General features: G+C 64.8%; 24 protein-coding genes. 19 read left to right on the forward strand and 5 right to left on the reverse strand.

Going from position 1 to position 24,879, the window contains the following annotated elements; all coding sequences use genetic code 11:
• Positions 1-218: 218 nt before the first annotated feature.
• Positions 219-758 carry an FKBP-type peptidyl-prolyl cis-trans isomerase gene (locus GGC65_RS00005; protein ID WP_192645284.1) on the forward strand — a complete coding sequence of 180 codons (540 nt, stop codon included), beginning with the start codon at positions 219-221 and terminating at the stop codon, positions 756-758.
• Between the two features lie 36 nt (positions 759-794).
• Here GGC65_RS00005 and GGC65_RS00010 read toward each other — a convergent pair whose 3' ends face one another.
• The 5 genes from GGC65_RS00010 to pyrE are packed head-to-tail and all read right to left on the reverse strand — an operon-like array spanning position 795 to position 4,506.
• Positions 795-1,913 (reverse strand): AI-2E family transporter, encoded by a 1,119-nt coding sequence (locus GGC65_RS00010; protein ID WP_192645285.1) that lies wholly within the window; start codon positions 1,911-1,913, stop codon positions 795-797.
• 18 nt (positions 1,914-1,931) lie between these two features.
• On the reverse strand, positions 1,932-2,768 hold the full coding sequence (gene lepB / locus GGC65_RS00015; protein WP_192645286.1) for a signal peptidase I: 837 nt from the start codon (positions 2,766-2,768) through the stop codon (positions 1,932-1,934).
• A gap of 6 nt (positions 2,769-2,774) precedes the next feature.
• Positions 2,775-3,176 (reverse strand): holo-ACP synthase, encoded by a 402-nt coding sequence (acpS, locus tag GGC65_RS00020; protein WP_192645287.1) that lies wholly within the window; start codon positions 3,174-3,176, stop codon positions 2,775-2,777.
• Positions 3,173-3,922: a pyridoxine 5'-phosphate synthase gene (locus GGC65_RS00025; RefSeq protein WP_192645288.1), complete on the reverse strand. Its 750-nt coding sequence runs from the start codon at positions 3,920-3,922 to the stop codon at positions 3,173-3,175. Before GGC65_RS00025 ends, acpS begins: the two co-directional genes overlap by 4 nt.
• Complete coding sequence (gene pyrE, locus GGC65_RS00030) at positions 3,919-4,506, reverse strand: orotate phosphoribosyltransferase (protein WP_192645289.1); 588 nt, start codon at positions 4,504-4,506, stop codon at positions 3,919-3,921. Before pyrE ends, GGC65_RS00025 begins: the two co-directional genes overlap by 4 nt.
• A 233-nt stretch (positions 4,507-4,739) precedes the next feature.
• Here pyrE and coxB point away from each other — a divergent pair, with 233 nt between their 5' ends.
• The 18 genes from coxB to GGC65_RS00120 all read left to right on the forward strand — a co-directional run bounded on the left by coxB (position 4,740) and on the right by GGC65_RS00120 (position 24,821).
• Positions 4,740-5,843 (forward strand): cytochrome c oxidase subunit II, encoded by a 1,104-nt coding sequence (gene coxB, locus GGC65_RS00035; protein WP_192645290.1) that lies wholly within the window; start codon positions 4,740-4,742, stop codon positions 5,841-5,843.
• A 15-nt stretch (positions 5,844-5,858) separates the two neighbouring features.
• Complete coding sequence (gene ctaD / locus GGC65_RS00040; protein WP_192645291.1) at positions 5,859-7,532, forward strand: cytochrome c oxidase subunit I; 1,674 nt, start codon at positions 5,859-5,861, stop codon at positions 7,530-7,532.
• Between the two features lie 44 nt (positions 7,533-7,576).
• Positions 7,577-8,503: a heme o synthase gene (locus GGC65_RS00045; protein ID WP_413052710.1), complete on the forward strand. Its 927-nt coding sequence runs from the start codon at positions 7,577-7,579 to the stop codon at positions 8,501-8,503.
• Positions 8,500-8,649 (forward strand): hypothetical protein, encoded by a 150-nt coding sequence (locus GGC65_RS00050; RefSeq protein ID WP_192645292.1) that lies wholly within the window; start codon positions 8,500-8,502, stop codon positions 8,647-8,649. The genes GGC65_RS00045 and GGC65_RS00050 overlap by 4 nt, the downstream gene beginning before the upstream one ends.
• An 8-nt stretch (positions 8,650-8,657) precedes the next feature.
• Positions 8,658-9,206 (forward strand): cytochrome c oxidase assembly protein, encoded by a 549-nt coding sequence (locus tag GGC65_RS00055; RefSeq protein WP_192645293.1) that lies wholly within the window; start codon positions 8,658-8,660, stop codon positions 9,204-9,206.
• An 80-nt stretch (positions 9,207-9,286) separates the two neighbouring features.
• On the forward strand, positions 9,287-10,162 hold the full coding sequence (locus tag GGC65_RS00060) for a cytochrome c oxidase subunit 3 (protein WP_192645294.1): 876 nt from the start codon (positions 9,287-9,289) through the stop codon (positions 10,160-10,162).
• A gap of 1 nt (position 10,163) precedes the next feature.
• Positions 10,164-10,559, forward strand: a complete 396-nt coding sequence (locus GGC65_RS00065) for a DUF983 domain-containing protein (RefSeq protein WP_225940605.1) — start codon at positions 10,164-10,166, stop codon at positions 10,557-10,559.
• The gene (locus GGC65_RS00070) at positions 10,552-11,202 is read left to right on the forward strand and encodes an SURF1 family protein (protein ID WP_192645296.1); all 651 of its coding nucleotides are present in this window, start codon (positions 10,552-10,554) and stop codon (positions 11,200-11,202) included. Before GGC65_RS00065 ends, GGC65_RS00070 begins: the two co-directional genes overlap by 8 nt.
• A gap of 28 nt (positions 11,203-11,230) precedes the next feature.
• Positions 11,231-12,628, forward strand: coding sequence for a threonine synthase (gene thrC, locus GGC65_RS00075; RefSeq protein ID WP_192645297.1), 1,398 nt, complete (start codon positions 11,231-11,233; stop codon positions 12,626-12,628).
• 4 nt (positions 12,629-12,632) lie between these two features.
• Entirely contained in the window at positions 12,633-13,511 is an 879-nt protein-coding gene (locus GGC65_RS00080; protein ID WP_192649320.1) for a class I SAM-dependent methyltransferase, read from the forward strand.
• A 169-nt stretch (positions 13,512-13,680) separates the two neighbouring features.
• A complete protein-coding gene (locus GGC65_RS00085) occupies positions 13,681-16,722 on the forward strand; it encodes a TonB-dependent receptor (protein ID WP_192645298.1) in 3,042 nt (1,013 codons plus the stop codon).
• Positions 16,723-16,827: 105 nt separating this feature from the next.
• A complete protein-coding gene (locus GGC65_RS00090) occupies positions 16,828-18,363 on the forward strand; it encodes a tryptophan halogenase family protein (protein ID WP_192645299.1) in 1,536 nt (511 codons plus the stop codon).
• 12 nt (positions 18,364-18,375) lie between these two features.
• Positions 18,376-19,095, forward strand: coding sequence for a SapC family protein (locus tag GGC65_RS00095; protein WP_192645300.1), 720 nt, complete (start codon positions 18,376-18,378; stop codon positions 19,093-19,095).
• Complete coding sequence (locus tag GGC65_RS00100) at positions 19,088-20,119, forward strand: cupin-like domain-containing protein (RefSeq protein WP_192645301.1); 1,032 nt, start codon at positions 19,088-19,090, stop codon at positions 20,117-20,119. The genes GGC65_RS00095 and GGC65_RS00100 overlap by 8 nt, the downstream gene beginning before the upstream one ends.
• Positions 20,116-21,615, forward strand: coding sequence for a tryptophan halogenase family protein (locus GGC65_RS00105; protein WP_192645302.1), 1,500 nt, complete (start codon positions 20,116-20,118; stop codon positions 21,613-21,615). The genes GGC65_RS00100 and GGC65_RS00105 overlap by 4 nt, the downstream gene beginning before the upstream one ends.
• Positions 21,612-22,559, forward strand: coding sequence for a family 16 glycosylhydrolase (locus GGC65_RS00110; protein WP_225940606.1), 948 nt, complete (start codon positions 21,612-21,614; stop codon positions 22,557-22,559). The genes GGC65_RS00105 and GGC65_RS00110 overlap by 4 nt, the downstream gene beginning before the upstream one ends.
• Positions 22,559-23,623, forward strand: a complete 1,065-nt coding sequence (locus tag GGC65_RS00115) for a LacI family DNA-binding transcriptional regulator (protein WP_192645303.1) — start codon at positions 22,559-22,561, stop codon at positions 23,621-23,623. The genes GGC65_RS00110 and GGC65_RS00115 overlap by 1 nt, the downstream gene beginning before the upstream one ends.
• Positions 23,616-24,821 carry an MFS transporter gene (locus tag GGC65_RS00120; RefSeq protein ID WP_192645304.1) on the forward strand — a complete coding sequence of 402 codons (1,206 nt, stop codon included), beginning with the start codon at positions 23,616-23,618 and terminating at the stop codon, positions 24,819-24,821. Before GGC65_RS00115 ends, GGC65_RS00120 begins: the two co-directional genes overlap by 8 nt.
• Positions 24,822-24,879 lie beyond the last annotated feature (58 nt).

The following is a 24,879-nucleotide window of genomic DNA, read 5'->3' on the forward strand; positions in this document are numbered from 1 at the left end:
GAAAGCCGGGGCCCAGAATTCCAACACTAACCTTGCGCTTTTCCGCACTGGGCCCCGGCTTTCGCCGGGGTGCACGGGAGGCAGCTTCCCACCCCTAAGCCGGCATCAGCGGATAAGCGCGGCGCGCGCATATTGCCTCTGGACCGCCCGGCGCCGCACCGCCTATAGGCCTCGCCAGCATTTTCGCCCCGGCCGGGGCAGCGGAAGGATCATCCAAGATGAGCGTAACGACGGTTCCATTGCGTCCGGTGAGCAAGGGCGGCCTGTGGCTGATGTGGTTCGGCCTCGCGGCGTTGCTGGTCGCGGGCGCGGCCTTTGCGTGGCACATGACCCCGCGCATCGGGTTCGAAGTCGTCAAGGAAGGCACGGGGCCGAGCCCGACCAAGGCCGACGTCGTGCTGGTGAAATATGAAGGCAAGCTCGACGACGGCACCGTCTTCGACGCGAACGAACAGGCGCCGATGCAGGTCGCGCAGGTCGTCCCGGGCTTCTCCGAAGCGCTGACCCGCATGAAGAAGGGCGGCGAGTACAAGATCACCATCCCGGCGCAGCTCGGTTATGGCGACCGCGCGGTCGGGCCGATCCCGGCGGGCAGCACGCTGCATTTCGACGTGACCTTGCTCGACTTCCGTTCGGAGGCCGAGGTTCGCGCGATGCAGCAGCAGATGCAGCAACAGCAGCAGATGATGCAGCAGCAACAGATGCAGGGCGGCCCGGGTGGCCCCGGCGGCCCGCCTCCGGGTATGCCGCCGCAGTAAGCCAGCGGACTTAGCGAAACAAATGCGGCGGTGGGCTCAGTTGCCCGCCGCCGTTTTCGTTTTGTCGGCGTTGCGTTCGGCCTCGCGTTCGAGCGCGACCTTGATCATCGCGACGATCGGGTCGGCGAGGAACAGGCCCATCAGGCCGAGCAGCGCGCCGAACAATATCTGCGCGCCAAGGACGAGCGCGGGGGCGAGGTCGACGGTCTTTTTCGCGACCATCGGGACGATCAGATAGCCGTCGACGGTCTGGACGATGAAATAGATGGCGATCGCCCAGAGCCCGGTATCGGTTCCGGCGGAAAAGCCGACAAGGACGAGCAGCACGCCCGACACGATCGCGCCGATATTGGGGATGAAGGCGAGCAGGCCGGTGAGCAGGCCCATCAGCGCGGCCATCGGGATGCCGACCGCCATGCAGGCGAGCCAAGTCCCGATGCCTTCAACCAGCATGCCGAGCAGGCGCCCCGCCATCAGGCGGCGCAATGTGAAGCCCATGCGCGCGGTGGTGATGTAGAAATTCTCGCGGCTCTTCATCGGCAGCATCCACGCGACGCCGCGTTCGTAAAGCCGCGGCTCGATCGCGATGAAGATGCCGAGGACGAGGATCATGACGAGGCTGGTGAGCCCGCCGAGTACCGTGCCGACCGCGGCAGTGACCCGGCCGACCGTGCCGGCGATGTTATCGGTGATCGTCTTGGTATCGAGCTGGAGATTGCCCATTCCATGCTCGCTCGCCCATGCGGCGATACGCTCGATCTGCGCCATCACGACGGTTTGCAGGGTCGCGGCCTGATCGGCGATCTGCGAGCCCGCGAACATGACGGTCCAGACGAGGAAGGCGAGCAACGACAGGCAGACGATGAGCAGGCGCCAGCCGCGCGCGATCGGCAACACACGGCCGAGCAGGCGTGTCCCGCCGTCGAGCATCGACGCCATCACGATGCCGGCGAAGATCAGCAGGATCGGCTGGATGAGGACGATGCACAGGCCGATGAGCAATGCGAGGCCGATCCACACGCCCGCCTTCAGCAGTTCGGCGCGGACGAGCTGGCTGCGGATTTCGGTGGGGCCGGGGGCTTCCTTGTGCGCCTCGGCCTTTGTGGCGGCGCTGGCGGCGGCTCGCGTTGCTGCCGGTTTTCGTGTCGCCGCCATGTCTTGTTCCCCGTTGTCTTAGCTGCCCTGACGTTCGGGGCGCAGGTCGGTTCCCGCGCGTCCCGAACGCAAGGCGTTAAACCAGCTCAATGGGTTATACCACTCGGCGGTTCCATCGGTCGAAAAACTGATGATCTCGGCGCGACCGGCGATCGCGTCGAAGGGGACGGGGCCGCCGAGCCCCTTCTGGTTCGTGTCGACGCGGCTGTCGGCGCTGCCGTCGCGGTTGTCGCCCATCAGGAAAACATGATCGGCGGGCACGGTGACCGGGCCATAATTGTCGGTCGTGTAGCCGGGCCCCATGTCGATCGTGTCGAATGTCGCGCCGCCGGGAAGTGTTTCGCGTACGATGGGAAGCTCCAGCACTTCCTTTCCATCGGCGCCGCGGTTTACGAAACGGAACAGGCTGCTGTCGGGGCCGGGGGTGTTGAGATCGACCGGGATCGCCAGCATCGGCTGGACTTCGCGCTTCACCGGCTTGCCGTTGATGCTGAGTTCGCCGTTGGTGAGCTCGATCGTATCGCCGGGCAGGCCGATCACGCGCTTGATATAGTCGATCCGCGTCACCGGATGTTCGAGCACGACGATATCGCCGCGTTCGGGCAGCTTGCCGAACAGGCGGCCTTCGACCTTGGGCGCGAGGTGGAAGCTCACGGAAGAATAGGACCAGCCATAGGGATATTTGCTGACGATCAGCCGGTCGCCATTGCGCAGCACCGGCATCATCGAATCGGAGGGGATGTAGAAGGGCTTGGCGACGCAGCTGTGGATGCCGAGCACGAGGAGAAGGATCACCACGACATCGCGGATCAGCTTGCCCCAGCTTTCGTCACCCTTTGCCTTGGTCTTGGCCATGCGATTTCAGTCCTTGATTGCTTCGATGATGACAAAGGCCTGCGCCCACGGATGGTCGTCGGTCAGCGTCAAATGGATATGTGCGGTGTGGCCGGCGGGGATCATCTGCGCGAGCCGTTCGGCGGCGCCGCCGGTCAATGCGAGCGTCGGGGCACCTGAGGGCGCGTTGACGACGCCGATGTCCTTCATGAACACGCCGCGCTTGAAGCCGGTGCCGACGGCTTTCGAGAAAGCTTCCTTCGCGGCGAAACGCTTGGCGTAGGTCCCGGCGCGGGTGAAGGGGCGCCGCGCGGCCTTGGCGCGTTCGACCTCGGTGAACACCCGATTTTCGAAGCGTTCGCCAAAGCGGTCGAGCGACGCCTGGATACGCTCTATATTACAGAGGTCGGAACCCAGCCCGATGATCACAGCGCGCCTCGCGCCTCGTCCATCAGCGCGCGCATCCGGCGCACGGCCGGGTCGAGCCCGGTGAAGATCGCCTCGCCGATCAGATAATGGCCGATGTTGAGCTCGGCGAGCTGCGGGATCGCGGCGACCGGCACGACATTTTCATAAGTGAGACCGTGGCCGGCATGCGGCTCGATGCCATTCTTCCACGCGAGCGCGGCGGCGTCGGCGAGGCGGCGGAGTTCGGCGGCGCGTTCCTCGCCCTCGACATGGGCATAGCGCCCGGTGTGGAATTCGACGACGGGCGCGCGGAGGCGCATTGCGGCCTCGATCTGGCGGGCGTCGGGTTCGATGAAGAGGCTGACGCGGATGCCCGCGTCGTTGAGGCGCGCCACGATCGGTGCGAGATGATTATGCTGTCCTGCCGCATCGAGTCCGCCCTCGGTCGTGCGCTCCTCGCGCTTTTCGGGGACGATGCACGCGGCGTGCGGTTTGTGGCGGAGCGCGATTTCGAGCATCTCGTCGGTCGCCGCCATTTCGAGGTTCAGCGGCAGGTCGGTCGCCGCCTGGATGCGCTTGAGATCGTCGTCGCGGATATGGCGGCGATCCTCGCGCAGATGCGCGGTGATGCCGTCACCGCCGACTGCCGCGACGATCTCGGCCGCGCGCACCGGATCGGGATGCTCGCCCCCGCGCGCGTTGCGGATCGTCGCGACATGGTCGATGTTGACGCCGAGCCGCAGGCGGGAGGGCGAGGCGCCGGTCAAGCCGCCTTGCTCCGGCTGCCGGGCTTCGCCGCTTCGGTTCCTGCCAGCTCTGGCGGCAGCTCGTCCTCGGCATAGGTCGGGAAGTTGATCGCGACGAGCGGATAGAAGGGGACGCCAAGTTCGACATTGCCCGCCGAGCGGTCGACGAGCGCGGCTTCGGCGATCACATCGCCGCCCGCGGCGCGGACCGCCTCCATCGCTTCGCGCGACGACAGGCCGGTGGTCACGACATCCTCGACCATGAGCACTTTCGCGCCCGGATCGATCGTGAAGCCGCGGCGGAGTTCGAAGGTGCCCGTCGGACGTTCGACGAAAATCGCAGGCTTGCCGAGCGCGCGGCCCATTTCATGGCCGATGATGACCCCGCCCATCGCGGGCGACACGACGACATCGATCGCCTGCTTCAGGTCGCGCGGCAGCTTGGCCGCGAGCGCGACGGCGAGGCGTCCGGCGCGCTCGGTATCCATGAGCACGCGCGCGCACTGCAGATAATATTCGCTGTGGCGGCCCGAGGAGAGCAGGAAATGGCCCTGCAGCAGGGCGTCGGCGGCGCGGAACTCGGCCAGGATTTCGTCATCGGTCATGGGAGATTTATTCTTTTGTCCTGTGCTTCGCCCGTGATGGGCGAGCGGGTTTGAGCGGCGAAGATTATCCAGCCGCAAAATAGTGTTAGAGATGCTTGAGGCAAGCGGCAAGCGGGTCTATAGCGCCCGCGAGATTCAGCCTGTCCGATGGCTGCGTGGACCTGTGTCCAGCAGTGGGGAAAGGCCGGCTGGGGCATCAATAAGAACAACAGGCAACGGGCGGCACTATCCTTATGAAGAGCTTGAAAACCCTTGTAATTGCGGCGGCTTTGTCGCTCGGCGCGATGGGCGCCGGCCATGCGCAGGCACCTGCTGCGGCTCCGGCCGAAGCACCTGCCGCAACGGCTCCGGCGAATCCGGCTCCGGCTGCCGCCGATGCGGCTGCTCCGGCAGCGGCGCCGGTCGCGACGACCGCAGCGGCTCCGGCTGGCGATGCGACCTATGTCCCGATGAAGCCGACCCCCGGGGTTGGCCAGCCGGTCGACGCAGGCATCGATTTCCAGCCGCAGGTCAGCCCGGTCGGCGAACAGGCTTACTGGTTCAACCATGTGATCCTGCTGCCCGTCATCACGGTGATCACGCTGATCGTCCTCGGTCTCCTGCTCTGGGTCGTGTTCCGCTTCCGCGCCAAGGCGAACCCGGTGCCGTCGAAGACGACGCACAACACCTTCATCGAAATCATCTGGACCGCCATCCCGGTGCTGATCCTCGCGGTGATCGCGGTTCCGTCGATCCGGCTGCTGGCCCAGCAATATGAGCCGCCGAAGAAGGACGCGCTGACGATCAAGGTCACGGGTTACCAGTGGTATTGGGGCTATGCCTATCCCGACCAGGGCATTGGCGAATATGTCTCGAAGATCCTGCCCGAGAAGGATGCCGTCGCGCGCGGCGAGCCCTATCACCTCGCCGTCGACAACCGCATGGTCGTTCCCGTCGGCCGTCAGGTGAAGCTGATCATCACCGGCGCCGACGTGATCCACAGCTTCGCGGTTCCGGCCTTCTGGACCAAGATGGACGCGGTCCCCGGCCGCGCCAACGAAACGACGTTCACCGCGAACAAGGTCGGCGTCTATTACGGCCAGTGCTCGGAACTCTGCGGCGTCGATCATGGCTATATGCCGATCGCCGTCGAAGTGCTCCCGGTCGACAAGTGGGAAGCCTGGGTCCGCTCGAAGGGCGGAAACCCGAAGGGCCCCGAGGCCGCCGCGCCTGCCGCCGCTGCTCCGGCACCTGCCGCCGCCGCTCCGGCTGCCGCACCTGCCGCGACGCCGGCTGCTGCCACGACCGAAGCTGCACCGGCAGCGGCGCCCGCCGCCGCGCCGGCCGCCAAGAATTAATAAGGGGTCCGACAGATGACCGATATCGCAGCGACTGCACCCGCGCACGGCCACGACCATGCGCACGATCATGACCATGATCACGACACGCCCGGCTTCTTTGTCCGCTGGTTCATGTCGACGAACCACAAGGACATCGGCACCCTCTACCTGATCTTCGCGATCGTCGCCGGCATCGTCGGCGGCGCGCTTTCGGGCATGATGCGCCTCGAGCTCGCGCATCCCGGCATCCAGTATCTGGGCAGCTGGGCGCAGGCGCTCGGCGGTGCGCAGGATCTGACCGCCGCCAAGCATTTCTGGAACGTGATGATCACCGCGCACGGCCTGATCATGGTGTTCTTCATGGTCATGCCGGCGATGATCGGCGGTTTCGGCAACTGGTTCGTGCCGCTGATGATCGGCGCGCCCGACATGGCGTTCCCGCGCATGAACAACGTGTCCTTCTGGCTGACGGCGGTTGCGTTCGTCATGCTCGTCGGATCGATGTTCGTTCCGGGCGGCAGCGGCAATGGCGCCGGCACGGGCTGGACGGTCTACGCTCCGCTGTCGACCAGCGGGTCGGTCGGCCCCGCAGTCGACATGGCGATCTTCTCGCTCCACCTTGCGGGTGCGGCGTCGATCCTCGGTGCGATCAACTTCATCACCACCATCTTCAACATGCGCGCGCCGGGCATGACCCTGCACAAGATGCCGCTGTTCGTGTGGTCGGTGCTGGTCACCGCCTTCCTTCTGCTGCTCGCGCTGCCGGTTCTGGCCGCGGCGATCACGATGCTGTTGACCGACCGCAACTTCGGCACGACCTTCTATGATGCGGCCGGCGGCGGCGACCCCGTCCTCTACCAGCATCTCTTCTGGTTCTTCGGTCACCCCGAAGTGTACATCATGATCCTGCCGGGCTTCGGCATCGTCAGCCAGATCATCTCGACCTTCAGCCGCAAGCCGGTGTTCGGTTATCTCGGCATGGCGTACGCCATGGTCGCGATCGGCGTCGTCGGCTTCATCGTGTGGGCGCACCACATGTTCACGGTCGGCATGAGCGTGAACCTGAAGATGTACTTCACCGCGGCAACGATGGTGATCGCGGTCCCGACGGGCATCAAGATCTTCAGCTGGATCGCCACCATGTGGGGCGGTTCGATGAGCTTCAAGACCCCGATGGTCTGGTCGCTCGGCTTCATCTTCATGTTCACCGTGGGCGGCGTGACCGGCGTCGTGCTCGCCAATGGCGGCGTCGACACCAACCTGCACGACACCTATTATGTCGTCGCGCACTTCCACTATGTGCTGTCGCTGGGCGCGGTCTTCTCGCTCTTCGCCGGCTTCTATTACTGGTTCCCGAAGATGTCGGGCCGGATGTACAGCGAGGCCCTCGGCCAGCTGCACTTCTGGATCTTCTTCATCGGCGTGAACGTCATGTTCTTCCCCCAGCACTTCCTGGGTCAGCAGGGCATGCCGCGCCGTTACCCCGACTATGCGGAAGCCTATGCGCATTGGCACCTGATCTCGTCCTACGGCTATGTGATCATGGGCGTCGGCATGCTCTTCTTCTTCGCGAACATCCTCTACTCGCTGTTCGCCGGCAAGAAGGCCGCCGACAATCCGTGGGGCGAAGGCGCGACGACGCTCGAATGGACGCTGTCGAGCCCGCCGCCGTTCCACCAGTTCAACGAACTGCCGCGTATCGCCTGATCGGTTTCGCCCCCTGCTGACATAAGGCAGGGGGCGTTTCCCTGATGGCTGGAGTGACCATGGCGCAGAGCCTGACCCACGGCGAAACGGCACTACCCGCCGATTGGCGCGACCTGTTCGCGCTGACGAAGCCGCGCGTCATGTCGCTGGTGGTGTTCACCGCGCTGTGCGGGCTGCTGGCGGCGCCGGTTAGTGTACCTCCCGTACTCGCTTTCTCGTCGATCCTCGCGATCGCGCTGGGGGCAGGGGCTTCGGGCGCGCTTAATCAATGGTATGAGGCGGGGCTCGACGCCAAGATGAAGCGGACCGCGGGCCGGCCGCTTCCCGCCGGGCGCCTCGACCCGCAGACTGCGTTGCAGTTCGGCGTCGGGCTCGCGGCTTTCTCGCTGTTCCTGATGCTGTTTGCGTCGAACTGGCAGGCGACGTTGCTGCTCGCCGTCTCGATCCTTTTCTATGTTTTCGTCTATACGATGTGGCTGAAGCCGCGGACGCCGCAGAATATCGTCATCGGCGGTGCGGCGGGTGCGTTTCCGCCGCTGATCGGCTGGGTCGCGGCGACGGGTTCGATCGCGCCGCTTCCGGTGCTGCTTTTCCTGCTGATCTTTCTGTGGACGCCGCCGCATTTCTGGGCGCTCGCGCTGTTCGTGCGGTCGGATTATGCCGCCGCGGGCATCCCGATGATGCCGGTCGTCGCGGGCGAGAAATCGACGCGGCGCCAGATTCTCTTTTACGCCGTCATCATGGCGGTCGGTGCCATCGCGCCCTGGCCGCTCAGCTATACCGGCGCGCTCTATGGCTGGACCGCGACGATCCTGTCGCTGGTCTTCGTGCTGATGTCGATCCAGGTCGGCACGCGCACGACGGGCGAGGGCGATATGATGCGCCCCGAAAAGCGCCTGTTCGCTTATTCGATCGCCTATCTCTTCATATTGTTCGGCGCGGTTGTCGCCGACCATTGGTGGCCGCTATGACCGACGAACCGACACAGGAACCCTTCGACGAGGCCGAATATCGCCGCCGTCAGCGCAGCCGCGCGAACATGATGGCGTGGATGCTCGGCGCCCTCGCGGTCCTGTTCTTCTTCATCACCATCGCAAAGATGCAGATTTTCTCGTGATCGGGCGCATGTCCCCGAACGCGAAGACCGCGAGTTTCGCTGCGCTGATCGCGCTCGCGATGACGGGTCTCGGGTTCGCGGCGGTGCCGCTCTACGATCTCTTCTGCCGCGTCACCGGCTTCGGCGGCACGACGCAGCGTTATGACCCGGTCGCCGCGGCGGCCGAGCCGCAGATATTGTCGGACACGATCTCGGTCCGCTTCGACGCCAATGTTTCGCCGAACCTGCCGTGGAAATTCTATCCCGAGCATCCGACCGATACGGTGAGCATCGGCGCGCGCGACATGGCGATCTTTATCGCCGAGAATAATTCGGCGCATCCGGTCGTGGGAACCGCCAGCTTCAACGTCACCCCCGATCAGGCGGGCAAATATTTTACCAAGATCCAGTGCTTCTGCTTCACCCAGCAACGGTTGGAGCCGGGGCAGCAGATGCGCATGCCGGTGCTGTTCTTCGTCGATCCGAAGATCAAGGACGACCCCGACGCGCGCGACGTGCAGGAAATCACCCTCAGCTACACCTTCCACCCTGTAGACGAGGGTAAAAAGGCGAGCTAAGGCCGCGAACAAGAGTCTAACAAGACCGGCAGACGATGGGGAATCGTCGTGCTGGGGCTGCTAAAAACGGGAAACACGCCATGTCCGGTGCGAAACATCATGACTACCACCTCGTAAATCCCAGCGTCTGGCCGCTCATCGGCTCGGTCGCGGCACTCGTGATGTTCTTCGGGCTCGTGATGGCGATGCACGCCGATCATTTCGGCGGCGTCGGCAAGTGGGTCCTCGGCCTCGGTTTCATGGGCGTGATTGCCACCTTCTTCAGCTGGTGGTCGGACGTCATCAACGAAGCGCATGCCGGCGACCATACCCCGGTCGTCCAGTTGCACCTGCGCTATGGCATGATCCTGTTCATCGCCTCGGAAGTCATGTTCTTCGTTGGCTGGTTCTGGGCTTGGTTCGACTTCTCGCTGTTCCCGGTGCCGATCGAATATGCCGAGGGCGCGGTCACGTCGCTCTTCGGGCAGGATGGCGCCGCCGCGATCACCATGTGGCCGCCGAAGGGCATCGAAGTCATCGACGCCTTCTCGCTGCCTTTGCTCAACACGCTGATCCTGCTCTGCTCGGGCACGACGATCACCTGGGCGCATCATTCGCTGATCCACGGCGACCGCGAAGGCCTCAAGAAGGGCCTGTGGCTGACGATCATCCTCGGCGCGATCTTCTCGGCGATCCAGGCCTATGAATATGCGCACGCGCCGTTCGGCTTCGGACAGAGCAACTATAGCTCGGCCTTCTACATGGCGACCGGCTTCCACGGTTTCCACGTGCTCGTCGGAACGATCTTCCTGATCGTCTGCCTCGTCCGCACCTACAAGGGTCACTTCACCCCGACGCAGCACTTCGGTTTCGAAGCCGCTGCCTGGTACTGGCACTTCGTCGACGTCGTGTGGCTGTTCCTCTTCATCATCGTCTATGTCTGGGGCGGCTGGGGCGCGCCGGTCGCCGCGCACTAAATTGCCGGCAGGCGACAACATCAAAAAGGGGCAGCCGCCGGTCTGGCGCGCTGCCCTTTTTGGTCTCTGCCCCGAATGCGGTGCGTCGACGCTGTTCGACGGGCCGGTGAAATTCGAGGAACGGTGCCGCGTCTGCGCGCTCGATTACAGTCGATATAATGTCGGCGACGGGCCTGCGGCTTTCCTGACGCTGATCATCGGGGCGTTGCTTATCGCGATTGCGCTGACACTCGATGCCGTCGTGCGCCCGCCTTTATGGGTGCATGTGATCCTGTGGGTGCCGCTGACTGCTGCCGCGGTCGTCTATGGCTTGCGCGTCGGCAAGGCCGCGCTGCTCGCGAGCGAGCATCAGCGGAAGGCGGCGGAGGGCCGCAAGGTGGAGGACAAAAATGACTGACCCCGCCGAATCCGTAGCTCCTGTGCGGCGCTGGCCGCTGATCCCGACGATCCTGGTGCTCGCCGCGGTTGCGACGATGATCGCGCTCGGCGTCTGGCAGCTCCAGCGCAAGAGCGAGAAGGAAGCGCTGATCGCGCTGTTCCAGCGCAACATGGCGATGTCGTCGCTGGTCGCCTATCCCGAGCTGCCGCCCGTTCCCGACGCTTTCCTGTATCGCAAGAGCAGCGTTGTCTGCCTCGAACCCGTACGCTGGGATCCGCGCAGCGGCACCGACCGCAAGGGCAAGTCGGGGATCCGCATGATCGCCGACTGCCGTACCGGCGCCGAAGGGCCCGGCGTGCTGGTCGATGTCGGCATCGGCGACGATTTCGCGCCGCCCAAATGGATGGGCGGAACGGTGCAGGGAACGATCGTTCCCGGGCCCGAACAGCCGACGGTGATGGAGCGCGTTATGGGCAAGGCCGTACCCGCGCGCGCGATGCTCATCGCCGACCAGCCCGCGGCGGGATTGCGCGCCAGCGCGGTGCCATCGGCCGACGATACGCCGAACAATCATCTTGCCTATGCCTTCCAATGGTTTTTCTTCGCGATCGTGGCGCTGATTATCTACGTCCTCGCGGTCCGCCGCCGCTTGCAGCCGTGACGACGCGCCGCTAGGCGCTGTGTCCGTCATGGAATATATCAGCACCCGCGGCTCTGCGCCGACCCTCGACTTTCGTGCAGCGACACTCGCCGGCCTTGCCAGCGACGGCGGCCTCTATGTGCCGGCGAAATGGCCGCGGATGTCGGCCGACGAAATCCGCGCGCTCGCGGGGCTCGACTATGCCGAGACTGCGGTGCGGATCATGCGGCCCTTCGTCGAGGGTGTGCTGACCGAGGACGAGATGCGCACCCTGTGCCGCGCCGCCTATGGCCGTTTCAGCCACGACGCAGTGACGCCGCTCGTCCAGCTCGATCATCGCCACTGGCTGCTCGAACTGTTTCACGGCCCGACGCTCGCGTTCAAGGACGTCGCGCTGCAACTGCTCGGCGAGCTGTTCGAGAAATTCCTCGCCGGCGGCGATACGAATATCACGATCGTCGGTGCGACCTCGGGCGACACCGGGTCGGCGGCGATCGAGGCGGTCGCGGGCCGCGAGCATATCCGCATCTTCATGCTCCACCCCGAGGGGCGCGTCAGCGACGTCCAGCGGCGCCAGATGACGACGGTGCTCGCGCCGAACGTGCATAATATCGCGATCGACGGCAGCTTCGACGATGCGCAGGCGATGGTGAAGCGATTGTTCGGCGACGCGGAAGCGCGTGAGCAAGTCACGCTGTCGGCCGTGAACAGCATCAACTGGGCGCGGCTGATGGCGCAGGTCGTCTATTATTTCTATGCTGCGGTGCGCCTCGGCGGTCCCGACCGCCCGGTCGCCTTCTCGGTACCGACGGGCAATTTCGGCGATGTGTTCGCGGGCTATGTTGCGGCGCAGATGGGGCTGCCGATCGCGAAGCTGGTCGTCGCGACCAACGTCAACGACATCCTCCACCGCGCACTGACGAGCGGGGACTATAGCGCGGGGACCGTTACGCCGACCGCGACGCCGAGCATGGACATTCAGGTCAGCAGCAATTTCGAACGGCTGCTCTTCGACCTCGCGGGCCGCGATGGTGCTGCGATCACCGGCATGATGGGCGAGTTCGATCGCAATCGCGCGATGACCATCCCCGCCGATATGCTGGCGGGCGCCAAAGACCTGTTTTCGAGCGCGAGCATCGACGGCGACACGATGGCGCTCGCGCTGCGCTGGGCGCAGGAAAAGGGCGGGCAGATCATCGATCCGCACAGCGCGGTCGGCCTCGCGGCCGCGCGTGCGCTCGAGATCGATGCCGATATTCCCGTCGTCACGCTCGCAACCGCGCATCCGGCGAAGTTCCGCGAAGCCGTCGAGCGTGCGACCGGGGTGCGTCCGCCACTGCCCGCACGGCTCGGCAATCTGTTCGACCGCGAAGAACGTTACGAGCGCCTGCCCGGCGATTATGATGCGGTGAAGGCCTTTGTCCTGGCGGAAGCGGCGCGTGGCTGATCTCCTGCCCCTCGTCACGCTGGTCGGTGAGGCGTGGGACGATTATGGGCTCGTCGACAGCGGGAACGGGCGCAAGCTCGAGCGTTATGGCCGCTATCGCTTCATCCGCCCCGAGCCGCAGGCGATGTGGGCGCCCGCACTGCCCGAGAGCGAGTGGGAAAAGGCCGACGGCGAATTCATTCCCGCTTCGGACGACGATGGTGGCGGGCGCTGGTATTATAACAAGCCCGTTCCGGCCGAAGGCTGGCCGCTTGGCTGGCGCGAAACGCGCTTCACCGCGCAGTGCACGCCGTTTCGCCACCTCGGCTTTTTTCCCGACATGGCGCCGGTGTGGGACTGGCTGCGCGAACGCGTCGCCGACAAGGCCGATCCCGCGTTCCTGAACCTGTTCGGCTATACGGGTGTGGGCAGTCAGGCGCTCGCCGCGGTCGGCGCATCGGTGACGCATGTCGACGCGTCGAAAAAGTCGGTGGGGCAGGCGCGCGAGAATGCCGCGCTCGCCGGAATGGCCGACAAGCCCGTCCGCTGGATCCTTGACGATGCGGGCAAGTTCACCGCGCGCGAGGTCCGGCGCGAGAAGCGCTATGACGCGATCCTGCTCGATCCGCCCAAGTTCGGCCGTGGTCCGACCGGCGAGCGCTGGCAAATCGAGGAGGGGCTTGCACCGTTGCTGGCCGACTGCCGCCAGCTGCTCGACGAAGACAGCCGCGCGCTGTTTTTGACCGTTTATGCCGTGCGCATGTCGGCGCTCGCGATCGGCGAACTCTTGGCGCAGCTTTTTGCTGACCTCCCGGGCAAGGTGGAGTGCGGCGAGCTTGCCGTGCGCGAAGAAGCGCGGGGATTGCTGCTGCCGACCGCGATTTTCGCGCGCTGGAGCCGCTGACGCCGTCGTCGGGCACTTTTGCTGCATACGTTTGCTGCGCAAAAAAGCGCAACATTGTGACCCAAATGCCACGGTCGATGCGTTGACAATGATAACGTTCCCATTTAGATAACGTTCACATTAAGCGAATGCCGCCATTAAAAGAGCGGCTGATCTGGGAGGAATGGGGATGCGGGCGTCTCAAAAGCAGTGGCTTGCCAAGTTTCTGGTCGGTACGTCGGCGCTGTCCTTGATGGGCATGGCGCAGGCGGCGGGTGCGCAGGAAGCGCCGGCCGAGGGTGAAGTGAACGGCGACGAGATCGTCGTCACCGGCATCCGTGCCAGCCTTGAAGCGTCCGCGGCGATCAAGCGCGAGGCGCAGGGCGTCGTCGATGCGATTTCGGCCGAGGACATCGGCAAATTCCCCGACACCAACCTCGCCGAATCGCTACAGCGCATCACCGGCGTGTCGATCGACCGCCAGAATGGCGAAGGGTCGCTGGTCACGGTCCGCGGCTTCGGACCCGAGTTCAATCTGGTGACCGTCAATGGTCGCCAGGTGCCGACGGCGGTGATCGGTGATGGCGGCAGCGCCCCGTCGTCGCGTTCGTTCGACTTCGCCAACCTCGCCTCCGAAGGCATTGCGGCGGTCGAAGTTTACAAGAGCGGGCGCGCCACGATCGAGTCGGGCGGGATCGGGTCGAGCATCAACATCCGCACCCCGCGCCCCCTCGACAATCCGGGCATGCGCGGCAGCCTTTCGGTCAAGGGCGTGTACGACACGTCGCGCAACTCCGGTGATACGATCACACCCGAAGTGTCGGGCATTTTCAGCACGACCTTTGCGGACGATACGATCGGCATCATGGTCGCGGGTTCGTACCAGAAGCGTAAGTCGAGCACGAACACCGCGAACGTCGGCTGGCGCGACGGTTATCTCGGCAACGAGAACAACTGGGGCTCGCTGGCTAATCCGACCCGCATCGTCAACGGGGTCGAGGAGCCCGATCCGCGCTACCAGAATATCATCAACCGGCCCGAAGCGGGCGATGTCTATCAGGTGCCGCAAAACGCATCCTATGACCTCAACGACATCAATCGCGAACGCATCAATGGTCAGGCGGTGCTGCAATTCCGTCCGAGCGACGCCTTTACCGCGACGGTCGACTATATCTATTCGCGCAACACCGTCGAAACGCGGAACAGCAATGTCGGCGTGTGGTTCAACCACGACGATACGTCGAGCGCCTGGACCGACGGTCCGGTCGCCGGCCCGCTCTTCTACAGCGAGCGTTTCGGGGCGCCCTCGGGCGTTCCCGGGCCGAACGCGCTCTACGGGGGCAAGGACCTCTCGTACAGCGGCGCGCTGATCGAAAACCGGGCCGAGAATAACTCGCTCGGCGTCAATCTGGAATGGAAGGGCCCGGGCGGCGTCACGTTCGAGCTCGACGGGCATCATTCGACCGCCGAGGTCAATCCGGTCAACCGGTTCGGGTCGAGCATGTCGCTGGGCAACGCCGTTTTCGGTGTCCAGACCCAGACGATCAATTTCGAGAACGACCTGCCGATCATTTCCTATGGCATGTACCCCGGCATCGATCCGCTGAACGCGTCGCTGATCACCCCGACGGGCAACGCGTTCCGCAACGCCTATTTCCGGAACCGGATCAACCAGCTTCAGCTGCGCGGTCAATATGACCATGACGGCGGCTTCCTCGACAGCATCGATTTCGGCGTATCCTATGTCGACAGCAAGGTGCGCTCGGCATTCGGCACGATCCAGAATGACGACACATGGGGCGGCGCAGGGCCGGCATCGAGCATTCCCGACGACATTTTCACGCTGGTGACGCTTCCCGACAAATTCCCTGGTCTCGCCCAGGACGGGATGATCCAGAGCTTCTACAGCTTCGATTTCGAGCGCATGGCCGATCTGGTCGAGCAGAATTTCCAGACATGCAGCAATCCCGCGACGGGATCGGCGCAGCCGGGAACCTGCCTTGCAAACTTCAACACAGATCGGCGCATTACCGAAAAGACGCTGGCTCCCTATCTGCAGGTGGCGACTGTTTTCGACCTGTTCGAGAACCCGGCGCATCTGGTCGCGGGCATTCGCTACGAGACGACCGATATCGCCTCGGCCGCGCTGGTGCCGGTGCCGGTGACGACGACCTGGGTCGGCGACAATGAGTTCAACGTCGTCTTTTCCGGGGAAAGCGATTTTACGCGGTTCAAGGGGTCCTATGACAATTGGCTGCCGGCGGTCGATTTCGACATCTCGCCGATGGAGGACATCAAGCTTCGCGCATCCTACAGCCATACGATCACGCGCCCCGACTATGCGAGCATGCAGGGCGGGCGGACGATCGACACGCTGTTCCGGGTCGGCGGCGGCACTGGCGCGCAGGGCAATCCGGGGCTGGTCCCGTACAAGTCGAAGAATATCGACCTGTCGGCGGAGTGGTATTACGCGCCCGACTCCTATCTGTCGGTGGGCTATTTCCACAAGGATGTGAAAAACTTCATTTCCTCGACGCGGATCGATTCGAACGCCTTCGGGCTGACGACGCCGGTCGGTGGGCCGCGCTGGAATGCCGCGATCGCCGCGATCGGGTCGAGCGCGACCGCGTCGCAAATCCGGCAGTATATCTTTCAGAATTTCCCCCAAACGACGACCATCACGGGGGGCGGGGGCGGCCAGCCATTTACCGGCATCATCAATGCCGCACCGGGCGATCCGCTGGTCAATTTCGAGATCGCGACACCGATCAACAGTGATCAGAAGGCTTCGATCAATGGCTGGGAGTTTGCGGTCCAGCACAGCTTCTGGGATACGGGCTTTGGCGTGATCCTGAACTATACGATCGTCAACGGCGACGCGACGTACGACAATACCCAGCCATCGTCGGTGCCGCAGTTCGCGCTGACCGGCCTCAGCGACAGCGCCAACGCCGTGGCCTTCTATGACAAAAATGGCCTCCAGGCGCGTGTCGCATGGAACTGGCGCGACGAATTCCTCGCCGGAACGGGGCCCAACCCCTTCTACACCGAGGAATATTGGCAGATCGACGCGAGTGCGAGCTACGAGTTCATCCCGGGCTTCACAGCGTTCGTCGAGGCGATCAACCTGACCGGTGAGGGGCGCCGCGGGCACCTTCGTCACAAGAACAACGTCACCTTCGTGCAGCCGGGCTTCGCCCGCTACGCGGCAGGGGTCAGGTTCAGCTTCTAAGGCGGGTGGGCACTTCCGCCGGGTCGCAGGCAAAAGGGTCGCGTCCTCCCCGGGCGCGGCTCTTTTGCGTGACGAGGGCGGTTTCACGGCCTAGGATCGACGGCAATGAATAGCGCGATCGAGAGGATTGTCATCGTGGGCGGCGGCACCGCCGGCTGGCTCGCCGCGTCGCGGCTGGCGAGCTCGCGCCGGGCCAAAGCGGGACGGCTTTCGGTTACCTTGATCGAGGCGCCCGACATCCCGACGATCGGCGTTGGCGAGGGAACCTGGCCGACGATGCGCGCGACGCTGGCGGCGATCGGGATCGGCGAGGCCGAATTCCTTGCCGCGTGCGACGGATCATTCAAACAGGGATCGCGGTTCGACGGCTGGGTGACGGGCGCTGCAGGTGACCGCTATCTGCACCCGTTCACCGCGCCCCCCGCCGCACCGACGACCGAGCTGCTCGCCGCATGGCAGGCGGGGGCGCCTGACCTGCCGTTCGCGGCGGCGATGACCGCACAGGCGCATGTGTGCGATCTCGATCTTGCGCCGCGGCAACGCGCGATGCCCGACTATCAGGGCGCGGCGAATTACGCCTATCACCTCGATGCAGGGAAGTTTGCGGCATTGCTCGCGTCGCACGCGGTGCAAAAGCTCGGCGTGCGGCATGTCTCGGATCATGTCGTTGCGGTGGCGCGCGATGCCGGGGGCGGCATCGCCTCGGTCGCGACGCGAAATAATGGCGATATCGCGGGCGACCTGTTCATCGATTGCAGCGGCCATGCGTCGCTGTTGATCGGCAATCATCTGGGCGTCGAGTGGATCGACCGCAGCGACACATTGTTCAACGATCGCGCGCTAGCGGCGCAGGTGCCGGTCGTGCCCGGCAGTCCGATCGCGTCGCAGACGGTGTTGACCGCGCACGCGGCGGGCTGGATATGGGATATCGGATTACCGGGCCGGCGCGGCATCGGCTGCGTCTATGCCAGCCACTTCATGGACGATGACGCAGCAGAGGTAACGTTGCGCAGCTATATCGCGCGCGTCCTGCCCGACGCGCCCGAGGTGCCGGTCCGCCGCCTGACCTTCCCGACAGGGCACCGCGCGCGGTTCTGGGAAGGCAATTGCATCGCGATCGGCCTGTCGGCGGGGTTCATCGAGCCGCTCGAGGCGTCGGCGATCGTGATGATCGAATTGTCGCTGAACGCCCTCATTGACAATTTTCCGGCGAGCCGCGCGGCGATGCCCATTCACGCCGACCGCTTCAACGAACTGTTTCGCTATCGCTGGGATCGCATCGTCGAGTTCCTCAAGCTCCATTATGCACTCAGCCGCCGCGAGGAGCCCTATTGGATCGCGCAGCGCGATCCGTCGCATGTACCGCCGCGGCTTGTCGAGATGCTGCAACTGTGGCGCGACCAGCCGCCGTCGGCGTGGGATTTCCCGCGCGTCGACGAGATTTTCTCGGCCGAAAGCCACCAATATATCCTCTATGGCATGGGCCATCCGGTGCCGACCGATCTGCCGTCAGGCGAACGCGCCGCGGCGTTGCTCGCCGAGAACCGGCAGCGGGCCCGCTCGCTCGCCGCGGCATTGCCCGCCAATCGCGATTATCTCGACGCGCTTCGCCCCGATGCCAATGCCGCGGCCGCGCGATAGGAAAGGAATTTGATGACCCGCCACGCCGTCCTCGACAACAAGACCCACCGCGACCTGCGCATAAGGACCGATGCCGGCGCGGAGCTGGGCGACGACATCATGGCGACGCTGACGGTGCCGAGCGAGTTCCGGCGCGTGCAGGCGCATTTCCCGATCCTGTTCCGCCGCGAAACCGGGCGCGAGGAGTTCACCGCGCTGGCGATGTTCGGGTTCCAGAATGGCGAAAATCTGTTCCTCGACGGTGATCGCTGGGATGCCCGCTATCGCCCGCACTCGGTTTCGATCCAGCCGTTCCTGATCGGACGTCCGGCGGGCGGCGACGGTCCGGGACAGATCCATATCGACATGGATCACCCGCGCATCGCGGCAGCGAGCGAGGGCATCCGGCTGTTCGATGCCGAGGGCGCGGCGACGCCCTATCTCGACGAGATCGCCGAGCGGCTTGGCGACCTCGACGAAGGCTATCGCGAGAGCGGCGCCTTTTATGACGCGCTGCTCGCGTACGACCTACTCGAGCCGTTCAGCCTCGAAGTCACGCTCGACGACGGATCGCTGCATTCGCTCGTCGGGTTCCACATCATCGACGAGGCGAAGCTGCGCGCGCTCGATGGCGAGGCGCTGGGTAGCCTGCATGCGGCAGGGCATTTGATGCCGATGTTCATGGCGCTGGCGTCGCTTTCGCAGCTGTCGGTGCTCGTCGCGCGCAAGAACCGCAGGCTGGGCGGTGGCTGAAGCCGACCCCGCCATTTACGACCGCTTGGCGCCCGTGGCCGAGCGCGAATGGAATAAGGGGGCGGGGCTCGACGCGTTGCTGGAAGGCGCGCGCGAGCCCTTTGTCCTGCGCGGCCTCGCCGCCGATTGGCCGCTGGTCGAAGCGGGCAAGGCCAGCGCGCAGGAGGCCCGCCGCTATCTGCTCGACCGCGCGCGCGATCGGCCGTTCAAGGTGTCGATCGGTCCGCCGGGGCACGACGGGCGCCTGTTCTACGACTCCGATATGGAGATGAATTTCCGCGTCGGCACGGGCAAGCTCGCCGACATCTTCGCGGGGATCGACAAGGCCGAGGAACTGGGTGAAAGCCGCACCGTCTATCTGGCGTCGATCGATATTCCTTCGCATTTCGACGGGCTCGACGAGGCGAACGCGATCGACCTCGGCGACCGCGACCCGATCAAGAGCATCTGGATCGGCACGCGCACGCAGATTGCCGCGCATAACGACTTTCCCGACAATCTGGCGTGCTGCGCGGTCGGACGCCGCCGTTTCACACTGTTTCCGCCGCACCAGTTCCGCAACCTCTATCTGGGGCCCATCGACAACACTCCCGCGGGCCGCGTCGTCAGCATGGTCGATTTCGATGCCCCCGACCTCGCCGCGCATCCGCGTTTCGTCGATGCGATGGCCGAGGCGCAGACGGCCCTGCTTGAACCTGGCGATGCGATCTTCATCCCGTCGATGTGGTGGCACCATGTCGAGGGGCTCGAAGCGTTCAATATATTGGTCAATTACTGGTGGCGCCGGACACCCGATTGGCTTGGCCAGCCGCAGGCGGCGCTCAACCATGCGATCCTCGCGATCCGCGACCTGCCGCCCGAAGACAAGGCGATCTGGCGCGAGCAGTTCGACCATTATGTTTTCGATAATGACGCGAGCGTCACCGACCATATTCCCGAAACCGCGCGCAGCATCCTCGCCCCGCTCACGTCCGAGACGGCAGGGCGGCTGCGCGCCTTTTTGCTGAGGGCTTTGAGTAAATGAGCGACAAGAAACAGGTCCAGCGCGTCGTCATCGCGGGCGGCGGCACCGCCGGCTGGATGATGGCGGCGGCGATTGCGCGCACGATGGGCCCGACCGTCGACCTGACGCTGGTCGAATCCGAGCAGATCGGCACGATCGGCGTCGGCGAGTCCACCATCCCGCCGCTCGTCAATTTCAACCGCATCCTCGGCATTCCCGAACCCGAGTTCATGCGCGCGACCCAGGCGACCTTCAAGCTCGGCATATTGTTCGACAATTGGAAGCACGACGGCGACAGCTATTTCCACAGCTTTGGCCTCAGCGGGAAGGATCACTGGTCGGCGGGTTTCCAGCATTTCTGGCTCAACGCACGCGAACGCGGGCACGAACAGCCGTATAGCGACTACTGCCTCGAACTCGTCGCTGGGATGGAGGGCAAGTTCGCGCACCTGCCCGAAGAGCGCATGAATTACGCCTATCATGTCGATGCGACGCTTTACGGGCGCTTCCTACGCAAGCTGGCAGAGGCCGACGGTTGCAAGCGCGTCGAAGGGAAGATCGCGCGCGTCGAACTGAATAGCGAAACGGGCGATATCGCGGCGCTGCATCTCGACGGCGACCGGCGGATCGAGGGCGACATGTTCGTCGACTGCACCGGCTTTCGCGGGCTGCTGATCGACGGCGCGCTCCATGCGGGGTTCGAGGACTGGAGCCACTGGCTGCCCAACGACAGCGCGATTGCGGTGCAGTCGAAACATCTCGGGCCGCCGCAACCCTATACGCAGGCGATTGCGCACGATGCGGGATGGCAATGGCGCATCCCGCTGCAACATCGCATGGGTGCGGGGATCGTCTATTCGAGCGGCTACCTGTCGCGCGACGAAGCCTATGACCGGTTGATGAGCAGCGTCGGCGAGCCGCTGATCGAACCCTTCGACATCAAGTTCAAAGGCGGCGTGCGGCGCAAGCAATGGTTCCGCAACTGCGTCGCGGTCGGGCTGGCGGGCGGCTTCGTCGAGCCGCTCGAGGCGACGACGGTGCACCTGATCCAGCGCGCGGTGCTGCGCTTTATCCGCCTGATGCCGAACGGCCGCGTCAGCGAACGCGACGCGCAGGAATTCAACGACCAGCAGCGGCTCGACATCGAACAGATCCGCGACTTCGTCGTGCTGCATTACAAGGCGACCAACCGCCGCGACAGCCCGTTCTGGCGCCATGTCGCGAACATGCCGATCCCGGATTCGCTCGAGCAGAAGATCGAGCTGTTCCGCGAAACCGGCCGCGTGTTCCGCAAATATGAGGAATTGTTCGCCGAGAATAGCTGGGTGCAGGTGATGATGGGGCAGGGGATCGAACCGCAAACCTATCACCCGATCGCGGAAAAGCTGCGCGACGACGAGGTCGAGCGGCTGTTCCAGTCGATCCGCGACAATATTGCGCAGACGGTTTCGACGTTGCCCGAGCATCACGCCTATGTCGCACGCTATTGCGGCGCCGAGGAACCCAAGGCGGCATGATCCGCTCTGCGGCGATCCTGATGCTGGCGACGGCGTTCGGCGGCAGTGCGGCGGCGCAGCAGCCGGCCGAGGACGGTTGGCGGCTCGCCTGGGCCGACGAGTTCGACGGCGCGGCGATCGACCTCAGCAAATGGGATTTCGACGTCGATTGCTGGGGCGGCGGCAACAACGAACGGCAATGCTATACCGACAAGCGCAGCAATGCCGCAGTCGCGGACGGCAAGCTGGTCATCACGGCGCGCAAGGAGCAGGCGACCGGCCCGGCGTTCCCGCTGTCGCAGCGCGGCGATCCCGCCAAGGCGAAGGCCGAGGCGAGCCGCAACTTCACCTCCGCGCGCCTCGTCACGCGCGGCAAGGCGGCGTGGACCTATGGGAAGATCGAGGTGCGCGCGAAGTTGCCGCAGGGGCAGGGGACATGGCCCGCGATCTGGATGCTGCCCGAAACGAGCCACTATGGCACCTGGGCGGCCTCGGGCGAGATCGACATTTTGGAGGCGGTCAACCTTGGCGTGCGCTGCGAAGCCTGCGCGGGTGGGATCGAGAACCGCATTCTCGGCACGCTCCATTTCGGAGGACAGTGGCCCGCCAACAAGCATAAGGGCGACGAGACCGCGCTACCCGCGCCGCTCGACGGTTTCCATATCTTCGGCATCGTCTGGGAGAAGGGCAAGATCGTCTGGACGGTCGATGGCAAGCCCTATGCGACGCGCGTCGCGAGCGAATGGAGCAGCAGCGGATCGAGCGATCCCGCTGCACCGTTCGACCGCCCCTTTCACCTGATCCTGAACCTCGCGGTCGGCGGCGGGCTGGCCGAAGATCGCGGGCTGAAGGGCGTGGATGAAAGCGGATATCCGAAAAAGATGGAAATAGACTGGGTTCGCGTCTGGCAATGCGACGGCGAAGCCGTTAGCGGTTGCAGAAACACGGGGGATCAGACGAAATAATGGGGCGTCGGCGGCAGTCGGTAACGATCAAGCATGTTGCAGCCGACGCGGGCGTGTCGCTGCAGACGGTGAGCCGCGTCATCAACAATGAGCCCAACGTCCGCCCCGAAATGAAGGAACGGGTACAGGCGTCGATCGACAAGCTGGGCTATGTCCCGTCGATCGCCGCGCAGCGGATGAGCGGGTCGCGGTCGTACCTGATCCTTGCGATCAACGATCGCGAGCGCACGATTGCGGACTGGCGCGGGCGGCAGGGGGTCGACTGGGTCGACCAGATGCTGCTCGGCGGGATGCTGAAATGCGCCGAATATGGCTATCGCATGATTTTCGAACTCGTCGACACGCACAACGACCATGTCGAACGCGAACTCGGCGCGGCGATCGCCGCGTTGCAGCCCGATGGCGTGATCCTGACCCCGCCGCATTCGGACAATCCACTGATCGTCGGGCTGCTCGACGAGCAGAAGATACCCTTTGCGCGCATCGGTTCGCGCGGAGGCCCGGCGGGCATCGCGCTGACGATGGACGATGAAGGGTCGGCGCGGCGCGCGACGCGGCACCTGATCGACCTCGGCCATGAACGCATTGGCTTCATCGCCGGCTCGCACGAATATAGCCTCAGCCGCTGGCGCATCGACGGTTGGGAAGCCGAGATGGCGTCCGCGGGTTTGACGACTGACGGGCTGCTTGCCGAAGGTGATTTTACCTATGGCTCGGGCGCTGTCGCGGCGCGCAAGCTGCTGGGTGGCGCGAACCCTCCGACCGCGATCATCGCAAGCAGCGACCAGATGGCACTCGCGACGCTCGAGGTTGCGCGCGAGATGGATTTCGACGTGCCCGGCCAATTGTCGATCGTCAGTTTCGACAACACCCCGGTCGTCCGCTTTACGCAGCCTGCGTTAACCGCGGTCGACCAGCCGGTCGCCGAAACCGCGTCGCGCGCGGTCGAACTGATCATCGCGGCGCAGCGCGGCGCCCCGCGCCAGGCCGAACCGACGCGCGTGCAGGGCGGCCTCGTCGCGCGCGGCTCGACCGCAGCGCCGCCCGTCGCCGTCCATGGTTGAAGCGGGCGCGGCACGCCGCCAGTCCACGGGTTTCCTGCTGCTCTATGCGCTGGCTTCGGCCGGCGGCGCGATGGCCTATGTGCCCTTCCTCACGATCTGGCTGCCGGGCCGGATGACGCAATTGGCGGGCACGGCGGATGTGCAGATGCTCGGCTATGTCACCTTCTTCGGCGCGATCGCGGCGAGCCTCGGGGGCATCGGCTTTGGCTGGCTCAGCGACCGCACCGGCAACCGGCGCGGCTGGGTCCTGACCGGGCTGGCGCTGACCATCGCCTTGCTGCTCATGGTGCCGCTGGCGCACGACATCTGGACCTTGGTCGCGCTCATCGTCGGGTGGCAGCTGACGCTCAACATGATGCTCGGGCCGCTCGCGGCGTGGGCAGGCGATTGTGTCCCCGATGAGCAGAAGGGGCTGCTCGGCGGGCTGCTCGCCTTTTCACCCGCGCTCGGCGCCTGGTCGGGGTGGCTTGTCACCTGGCCTGGGCTGGTGTCGGCGGAGCAGCGGCTCGTGGTCATTGCGCTGCTAGTGGCAAGCGCCGTCCTGCCGGTGTTGCTGCTTGGCCGCCCGCGCGCGTTTCCCGATCTCACTGCACCCCCGCCTGCGCGCGCCTCCGGAGAACGGCCACAGCGTCCGACCGGCCCAGCGGTGCGGATGTGGCTCGCGCGTTTGCTCGTCCAGATCGCCGAGGCGGCACTGTTCGCCTATCTCTATTTCTGGTTCCGTTCGATCGACCCCGGCATGCACGATAATGAGAAGGCGCGCATTTTCGGGCTCGCGCTGACGCTGGCCGTGCCCATCGCGCTGCTCAGCGGGCGCTGGGCCGACCGCAACGACCGGCCCTTTCTCCCGCTCGTCGCCAGCGCGGCGGTCTCGGGCATCGGGATGATCGGAATGGCGTTTGCGGCGGGGCTCGACGCCGCAAAGGCGAGCTACCTTGTCTTCGGTGTTGCGACGACGGTGTTCCTGTCGCTCCATAGCAGCCAGACGCTGCGGATCCTGCCGCGCTCGGACCGGCGCGGGCGCGACCTTGGCATCTTCAACCTCACCAATACCGTGCCCTCGCTGATCATGCCCTGGCTGACGATCTCGCTCGTCCCCGGCTTTGGTTTCGACGCGCTTTTCCTGCTGCTCGCAGGGCTCACCGGCATCGCCGTTCTCCTGCTCGCGACGATGCCGCGATCGCACGCGGCCGCCTGAAAACAGAGCGCTTGATTTCATCCATCCACTATGCGAGAGCGAAGTTTGATAACGTTCA

Origin of the sequence: Sphingopyxis sp. OAS728 (genome assembly GCF_014873485.1) — a bacterium.
Taxonomy (GTDB): domain Bacteria; phylum Pseudomonadota; class Alphaproteobacteria; order Sphingomonadales; family Sphingomonadaceae; genus Sphingopyxis.

Excerpts from the sequence above, each read along its gene's own strand:
- GGC65_RS00005 (WP_192645284.1), top strand. The coding sequence starts at position 219 with ATGAGCGTAACGACGGTTCCATTGCGTCCGGTGAGCAAGGGCGGCCTG.
- GGC65_RS00010 (WP_192645285.1), bottom strand. The coding sequence starts at position 1,913 with ATGGCGGCGACACGAAAACCGGCAGCAACGCGAGCCGCCGCCAGCGCC.
- lepB (WP_192645286.1), bottom strand. The coding sequence starts at position 2,768 with ATGGCCAAGACCAAGGCAAAGGGTGACGAAAGCTGGGGCAAGCTGATC.
- pyrE (WP_192645289.1), bottom strand. The coding sequence starts at position 4,506 with ATGACCGATGACGAAATCCTGGCCGAGTTCCGCGCCGCCGACGCCCTG.
- coxB (WP_192645290.1), top strand. The coding sequence starts at position 4,740 with ATGAAGAGCTTGAAAACCCTTGTAATTGCGGCGGCTTTGTCGCTCGGC.
- ctaD (WP_192645291.1), top strand. The coding sequence starts at position 5,859 with ATGACCGATATCGCAGCGACTGCACCCGCGCACGGCCACGACCATGCG.
- GGC65_RS00045 (WP_413052710.1), top strand. The coding sequence starts at position 7,577 with ATGGCTGGAGTGACCATGGCGCAGAGCCTGACCCACGGCGAAACGGCA.
- GGC65_RS00050 (WP_192645292.1), top strand. The coding sequence starts at position 8,500 with ATGACCGACGAACCGACACAGGAACCCTTCGACGAGGCCGAATATCGC.
- GGC65_RS00055 (WP_192645293.1), top strand. The coding sequence starts at position 8,658 with ATGTCCCCGAACGCGAAGACCGCGAGTTTCGCTGCGCTGATCGCGCTC.
- GGC65_RS00060 (WP_192645294.1), top strand. The coding sequence starts at position 9,287 with ATGTCCGGTGCGAAACATCATGACTACCACCTCGTAAATCCCAGCGTC.
- GGC65_RS00070 (WP_192645296.1), top strand. The coding sequence starts at position 10,552 with ATGACTGACCCCGCCGAATCCGTAGCTCCTGTGCGGCGCTGGCCGCTG.
- thrC (WP_192645297.1), top strand. The coding sequence starts at position 11,231 with ATGGAATATATCAGCACCCGCGGCTCTGCGCCGACCCTCGACTTTCGT.
- GGC65_RS00085 (WP_192645298.1), top strand. The coding sequence starts at position 13,681 with ATGCGGGCGTCTCAAAAGCAGTGGCTTGCCAAGTTTCTGGTCGGTACG.
- GGC65_RS00090 (WP_192645299.1), top strand. The coding sequence starts at position 16,828 with ATGAATAGCGCGATCGAGAGGATTGTCATCGTGGGCGGCGGCACCGCC.
- GGC65_RS00095 (WP_192645300.1), top strand. The coding sequence starts at position 18,376 with ATGACCCGCCACGCCGTCCTCGACAACAAGACCCACCGCGACCTGCGC.
- GGC65_RS00105 (WP_192645302.1), top strand. The coding sequence starts at position 20,116 with ATGAGCGACAAGAAACAGGTCCAGCGCGTCGTCATCGCGGGCGGCGGC.
- GGC65_RS00110 (WP_225940606.1), top strand. The coding sequence starts at position 21,612 with ATGATCCGCTCTGCGGCGATCCTGATGCTGGCGACGGCGTTCGGCGGC.
- GGC65_RS00115 (WP_192645303.1), top strand. The coding sequence starts at position 22,559 with ATGGGGCGTCGGCGGCAGTCGGTAACGATCAAGCATGTTGCAGCCGAC.
- GGC65_RS00120 (WP_192645304.1), top strand. The coding sequence starts at position 23,616 with ATGGTTGAAGCGGGCGCGGCACGCCGCCAGTCCACGGGTTTCCTGCTG.